Consider the following 6,247-nt stretch of genomic DNA (forward strand, 5'->3'; position numbering starts at 1 on the left):
CCGAAAACAGCAATTAACGATCGGATGGTTAAGGCCCTAATATGGACGACAACTTTCAAAACATCAAAGTGATGGTCATTGACGATAGCAAGACCATTCGTCGCACGGCAGAGACCCTGCTGAAAAAAGTAGGCTGTGAGGTGATTACGGCAACCGATGGCTTTGATGCCCTCGCCAAAATCGCAGACACCAGCCCCAATATCATCTTTGTCGACATCATGATGCCGCGCCTGGATGGTTATCAGACTTGTGCACTGATAAAAAACAATTCCAAATACAAGTCCACTCCAGTGATCATGCTGTCTAGTAAGGACGGCCTTTTCGACAAGGCCAAAGGTCGCATCGTAGGTTCTGACGAATATCTCACGAAGCCGTTCAGCAAAGACGAGCTCCTGGGTTCAATACGGCAATACGTAAAATCATAAGACAAGCACGCGAAGCATTAAGGGGTACCAAGCATGGCTCGCATTCTGGTAGTAGATGATTCTCCAACAGAAACAGAAGTATTTCGTTCTATGCTGGAGAAAAATGGTCATGAAGTCCTTACCGCAGAGAATGGTGCGGACGGTGTGGCACTGGCAAAACAGGAAAAGCCAGATGTAGTACTAATGGATATTGTTATGCCTGGTTTAAACGGTTTTCAGGCAACCCGACAGCTAACCAAAGACGCGGAAACCTCTGGTATACCGGTCATTATTGTTACCACCAAGGATCAGGAAACTGACCGGGTATGGGGCAAGCGCCAGGGTGCCTGTGGTTATCTGGTCAAACCAGTGTCAGAAAGCATCTTGCTGTCTGAAATCAACTCGGTGATGGCCAAGTAACGATGAGCCCATTTGCCCTGCTTGTCAGTATTGCCGACCGCAGCCGCCGTAACGCCTCGGAATTGCCTCAGCAACTTGAGGCGGTGACGTATTGGCGGGGGGTCGGTTTTTTGCTCGCGGGGCATGAGTTTGTAACGGATATGGGACAGGTAGCAGAGATCTTGCAACCTCCCAAAATGACCAAGGTACCCGGTGTCCGTAGCTGGGTGCTGGGGGTGGCCAATGTGCGTGGCCGCCTGGTTCCGGTTATGGATCTGGCCGGTATGTTGGGATTGACAGGGAAAGCCAACTGGCGTTCCCGGCGAGTGCTGGTGATTGAACAAGGTGATGTACTGACGGGTTTGCTTGTTGATGCGGTGTTGGGGATGCAACAGTTTCCGGTGGATACTATGAGTGAACTGACTCAGGTGGATCCGGCGCTGGCAAAATATACCCAATATGGTTTTGACCGGAATGAGAAAATCTGGTCGATTTTTCGTATTGACGAACTGATTCAATCCCCGGAGTTTATGCAGATCGCGGTGTGACCGGGTTCTGAGGTGACTCCATTCGGGGCGCCAGGATAATGCATGCAGTAAGTGTGGAGACAAGGGCATGAGTTCGAAAGCTGGTAACGTCTTTTCGACGGTTTTGAAGAATGGAGTCAATGGTGTGTTGGCAGTGCTGCTGGTCGCATCCCTTGGCCTGTTTATTGGTATTACGGTGTATGTGAACAGCCTGCAAAACCGTGATGAGCAATACATCGAGCATGCGGGTGAGTTGCGGGTACTGTCGCAGCAGATGGCGACCAACGCCGTGGAATCTGCATCCGGTAACCGGGAAGCGTTTGAACAGCTCCGGATTGCCCGTGACAACTTTGAAGTGCGTTGGAACTACCTGAAAAACGGTAACCCTGAAGTGGGCTTGGCTCCTGCCGAAGTGGCCAGTATGACCGACGTGCAACAGGTTTGGGACAGTGTCAGCCAGAATGCTGACCAGATTGTACGTGCCCAGGACATCATCCTCTCTTTGCACGAAGTTGCCGCAACACTGTCTGAAACGATTCCCCAGCTGCAAGTGGAATACGATGAAATTGTAGAAATCCTGCTTGATAACGGCGCTCCAGCCGATCAGGTGGCAGTTGCCCAGCGTCAGTCATGGCTGGCGGAACGTATTGTGCGCTCGGTTAACAAGGTATTGGCGGGTGGTGAAGACGCGGTAATGGCCGCCGATGCGTTTGGTCGGGATGCCTCGTTGTTCGGTCGAGTACTGAACGGCATGGTGCAAGGCAACGTGGCGATGAACATCTCCAAGGTAACCGACGATGAGGCGATACTGGCACTCTCCGAAGTATCCGAACTGTTCGAGTTTGTATCCGGTTCGGTAGACGAAATTCTTGAGACTTCCCCAGAGCTGTTCCAGGTGCGTGAGGCATCCGACAGCATCTTTACCAACTCCGGTATATTGCTGAACCAGACATCCGAGCTGACCGAAACCATTCTGACAGAAGCCGATGAGCGGACTGTACTGCAGGCACTGGGATACGGTGCTGCGGTACTGGCCGCGATGCTGATGGTTGCACTGGCTTACTTGTCTTACCAGTCAACCCGTCGCGACCTGGAAGAAACAGAAAGCCAGAACCAACAGAACCAGATGGCTATTCTGCGTTTGCTGGACGAAATTGCTGACCTTGCGGATGGTGACTTGACGGCATCAGCAACGGTAACGGAAGACTTTACCGGGGCGATTGCTGACTCCATCAACTACGCCATCGACCAGATGCGCTCACTGGTATCGGCAATTAACGAAACAGCGGTACAGGTATCGTCAGCGGCCCAGGAAACACAGGCCACGGCGATGCATCTGGCGGAAGCATCCGAACACCAGGCGCAAGAAATTGCCGGTGCATCGGCGGCGATCAACGAAATGGCGGTGTCCATTGACCAGGTATCGGCTAACGCCTCGGAATCCTCTGCGGTTGCGGAGCGGTCGGTAGCGATCGCCAACAAGGGTGCAGAAGTTGTACAGGCAACGATCAACGGCATGGATAACATCCGTGAGCAGATTCAGGAAACCTCCAAACGGATCAAACGTCTGGGTGAATCCTCACAGGAGATTGGTGACATCATCTCCCTGATTACCGATATTGCTGACCAAACCAACATTCTGTCGTTGAACGCCGCTATTCAGGCATCCATGGCCGGTGACGCCGGTCGGGGCTTCGCGGTAGTTGCGGATGAGGTGCAGCGGCTGGCGGAACGTTCAGCTGCTGCAACCAAGCAGATTGAAGCACTGGTTAAAACGATTCAGAACGATACCAACGAAGCGGTAATCTCGATGGAAACGACGACTTCCGAGGTGGTACGTGGTGCCCGTCTGGCACAAGACGCCGGTGTGGCACTGGAAGAGATTGAAAACGTATCGAAAAACCTGGCGGAACTGATTCAGAACATCTCCAACGCAGCACGTCAGCAGGCTTCGTCTGCGGGTCATATTTCCAATACGATGAACGTTATTCAGGAAATTACCTCGCAAACGTCGGCGGGTACCACCGCCACGGCGAAATCGATTGGTAACCTGGCAGAAATGGCGAACAAACTGCGTGAATCTGTGGCGGGCTTCAAACTGCCAGAAGCGGACCTGGATATGGAGCAACAACAGGTACTGTAATCACAGTCCTGGTTGAAGACTCCTTATGAATCATCAGAGTCGTCCTGTTGTCAGCACGATGCCAGAGCTTAGCGATGACCAGTTTGGTCGTTGGCAAGCTCTGCTGGAAGAGCGAACAGGAATGTGTATGCCGGTTCAACGACGGACTTTTCTGCAGACCAGCCTGGGTATCCGGATGCGTGAAATAGAGTGCAGTAATTACTCCGAATATTACAGTAAGGTTGTGAACGGCCCGACCGGAGCGATTGAGTGGAATACTCTGGTCGACCGTTTGACCGTGCAGGAAACCCGCTTTTTTCGGGATCCCGATGCCTTTGAATTTGTTGGAAATTATATTCAGACAATGGCGACGGCACTGGACGATGGTCAAACTCTCGAAATGTGGAGTGTCGGTTGCTCATCAGGAGAGGAAGCATACAGTTTGGGTATGGTTGCAGATAAGTACCTGTCTCCTGTCGAGCATCAATACGCAGTCACTGGGACTGATATCTCTACCTTTGCGTTACGCAAGGCGCGAGCTGCCAGATATCCGTTGTCTGCCCTTGGATGGATCGCGGACGACCTCCGCGACCAATACTGTCTCCGTACTGACGACGGTCATATGCAGGTGACTGATAGCGTTCGTCAGCGTTGCTGCTTTACTCAGGTGAATCTACTGAATCTTTCCGCATTTCCGCTACAGTCCCAGCACGTGATTTACTGTCAGAATGTGCTGATTTATTTCCGCCGCTGGCGACGTCGGGAGATTCTCAATGTCCTTGCTGAACGGCTGGTTCCAGGGGGAATTCTGGTGATTGGTCTTGGTGAAATCGTCGGCTGGAGTAATCCTCTGGTCGACCCGGTACGTGGTGGCAAGTTGACAGCCTTTGTCCGTAAGCAAAATGATTCTAACAGGGAGAGCAAACGGCGATGAGTCAGGATTACATCGCCCTGGAATGGGTGAAAGGGGAAATCCAGGAAACACTCCAGCAAGCTCAGCAATCACTGGAAGCTTATGGTGAAAACCCCGCAGATAACAGCAGACTGAAATTCTGCTTCAGCTACCTGCATCAGGTTCATGGCACACTCCAGATGGTGGAGTTTTATGGTGCCGCCCTGTTGGCAGAAGAAATGGAAGCCGTTGCGGCCGCACTGGCTGATGGCCAGCTGCGTAATGAACGGGATGGGCTGGAAGTCCTGATGCAGGCTATTATCCAGCTGCCTCATTATCTGGATCACGTCAAGGTGGGTCGGCGCGATCTGCCCGTTGTCCTGCTGCCTATTCTGAACGAATTACGCTCAGCCCGCGGTGACAGCCTGCTGTCTGAAACCGCATTGTTCAGTCCACGTATGCAGCGTCGGGCGGTATTGACACCTGCCCAACTGGCACGTTTCAGCCGTGACGATTTCCAGCAGTGGATCCGCAAGGTCCGGCAGATGTTGCAGGCCGCGACATCGCAGCTACTGCAAAACAAAAAGCCGGAAGTTGCCAAGGAATATCTGCTGAAAGTCTTTAGCCGATTGCATAACGCGCTGGGTCATACCCCATCCGGTGTGGTTTGGCAGCCTGCCATGGCGTTCAGCGAATGGCTGATTGGCCAGCAGCATATGCCGGCCAGTGCCAAGCAACTGTTACGCGAACTCGACCAGATACTGAAAGACCTGATTACCCAGGGTGAGCAGGTACTGAATCAGGCTGCGTCTGATGAACTGGTTAAAAACCTGCTGTTCTATGTTGCTCGCACCACCATCAAGGGTGAGGCGATTGCAGCGGTACGGGAATCCTTTCAGCTCGATTCTGCCCTGCCGACCGAAGACGAAATCCAGCACGAGCGTGATGTCCTTTCCGGCCCTGATCGGGATACCGTTGGCCAGGTTCTGACCGTTCTGGCCGAAGAGATTACCTCGATCAAGGACAAGCTGGATCTGGCCATGCGGGACCCCAGTGCAACGGTTGAGCCGTTGGCTGAGGTACTGACCGCGGCCAAACAGGTCAGCGATACCATGGGTATGCTGGGGCTGGGTGCGCCACGACAAGCGATACAAGAACAACTGACCGTACTGGAAAACATGCAACAACAGGGGGTGCTGGATAATACCGCCCTGTTCGATGTCGCTGGTGCGCTGCTGTTTGTTGAAGCAACACTCTCCGGAATGATCCGGGATGGCAATCTGGCTGGCGGTGATGAGTCCGATGCTCTGACCGACGCCCAGAAAGCCGTTCTGCGTGAAGCTCGTAATGTGCTGGAGCAGGTCAAGGACGCCATCATTGCTTACGTTGGCAATCAATGGAATACCGAAGAACTGCGCGATATTCCGGCATTGCTGCATTCGATTGCCGGCTCTCTGCGTATGGTGCCGCTGCCAGCGGTTGCCGAAATATTGCATATCGCAGCCCCGTTTATTGAACAGCTGATTGAGTCCGGAGCGCGTTCAGACTGGACGACCCTGGATCACTTTGCCGATGTGTTGTCCGGTGTTGAATACTTTATTGAGCGTTATACCGACAACCCACGTAACCCAGGTGACGATATCCTGCAACGGGTATGGGAATCACTGGAAAGTATTACCGATATACAGGCTCCAAACCGCAGTGCCGACGTAGCGGATACCGCAACCGGTGATGCGTCACTGGATGCGACGGATCCAGAAACCGACCTCGATATGGCATCTGGTGCAGAAAAACCATTGGCAAGCGTGACAGACGCTACCAATACTGTTGAGCCAGAGCCAGAGCCAGAGCCAGAGCCAGAGCCAGAGCCAGAGCCAGAGCCAGAGCCAGACGAAGAAGCAGA

Annotated in this window: 6 protein-coding genes; all 6 read left to right on the top strand. The window is 53.0% G+C overall.

Going from position 1 to position 6,247, the window contains the following annotated elements:
- Positions 1-41: 41 nt before the first annotated feature.
- Positions 42-425: a twitching motility response regulator PilG gene (gene pilG, locus Q4551_RS07645; RefSeq protein WP_303432905.1), complete on the top strand. Its 384-nt coding sequence runs from the start codon at positions 42-44 to the stop codon at positions 423-425.
- Between the two features lie 33 nt (positions 426-458).
- On the top strand, positions 459-824 hold the full coding sequence (pilH, locus tag Q4551_RS07650) for a twitching motility response regulator PilH (protein WP_303432907.1): 366 nt from the start codon (positions 459-461) through the stop codon (positions 822-824).
- Positions 825-826: 2 nt separating this feature from the next.
- The gene (locus Q4551_RS07655; RefSeq protein ID WP_303432909.1) at positions 827-1,351 is read left to right on the top strand and encodes a chemotaxis protein CheW; all 525 of its coding nucleotides are present in this window, start codon (positions 827-829) and stop codon (positions 1,349-1,351) included.
- A 67-nt stretch (positions 1,352-1,418) separates the two neighbouring features.
- Positions 1,419-3,473, top strand: coding sequence for a methyl-accepting chemotaxis protein (locus tag Q4551_RS07660; RefSeq protein WP_303432911.1), 2,055 nt, complete (start codon positions 1,419-1,421; stop codon positions 3,471-3,473).
- 25 nt (positions 3,474-3,498) lie between these two features.
- Positions 3,499-4,386, top strand: coding sequence for a protein-glutamate O-methyltransferase CheR (locus Q4551_RS07665; RefSeq protein ID WP_303432912.1), 888 nt, complete (start codon positions 3,499-3,501; stop codon positions 4,384-4,386).
- A partial coding sequence (locus tag Q4551_RS07670; RefSeq protein ID WP_303432913.1) for an Hpt domain-containing protein occupies positions 4,383-6,247 on the top strand: 1,865 nt, incomplete at its 3' end. The genes Q4551_RS07665 and Q4551_RS07670, both read left to right, overlap by 4 nt.

The sequence above is a fragment of the Oceanobacter sp. 5_MG-2023 genome (genome assembly GCF_030548165.1).
In the GTDB taxonomy this organism is placed as follows: Bacteria; Pseudomonadota; Gammaproteobacteria; order Pseudomonadales; family Oceanobacteraceae; genus Oceanobacter.

Excerpts from the sequence above, each read along its gene's own strand:
- pilG (WP_303432905.1), top strand. The coding sequence starts at position 42 with ATGGACGACAACTTTCAAAACATCAAAGTGATGGTCATTGACGATAGC.
- Q4551_RS07660 (WP_303432911.1), top strand. The coding sequence starts at position 1,419 with ATGAGTTCGAAAGCTGGTAACGTCTTTTCGACGGTTTTGAAGAATGGA.
- Q4551_RS07665 (WP_303432912.1), top strand. The coding sequence starts at position 3,499 with ATGAATCATCAGAGTCGTCCTGTTGTCAGCACGATGCCAGAGCTTAGC.
- pilH (WP_303432907.1), top strand. The coding sequence starts at position 459 with ATGGCTCGCATTCTGGTAGTAGATGATTCTCCAACAGAAACAGAAGTA.
- Q4551_RS07655 (WP_303432909.1), top strand. The coding sequence starts at position 827 with ATGAGCCCATTTGCCCTGCTTGTCAGTATTGCCGACCGCAGCCGCCGT.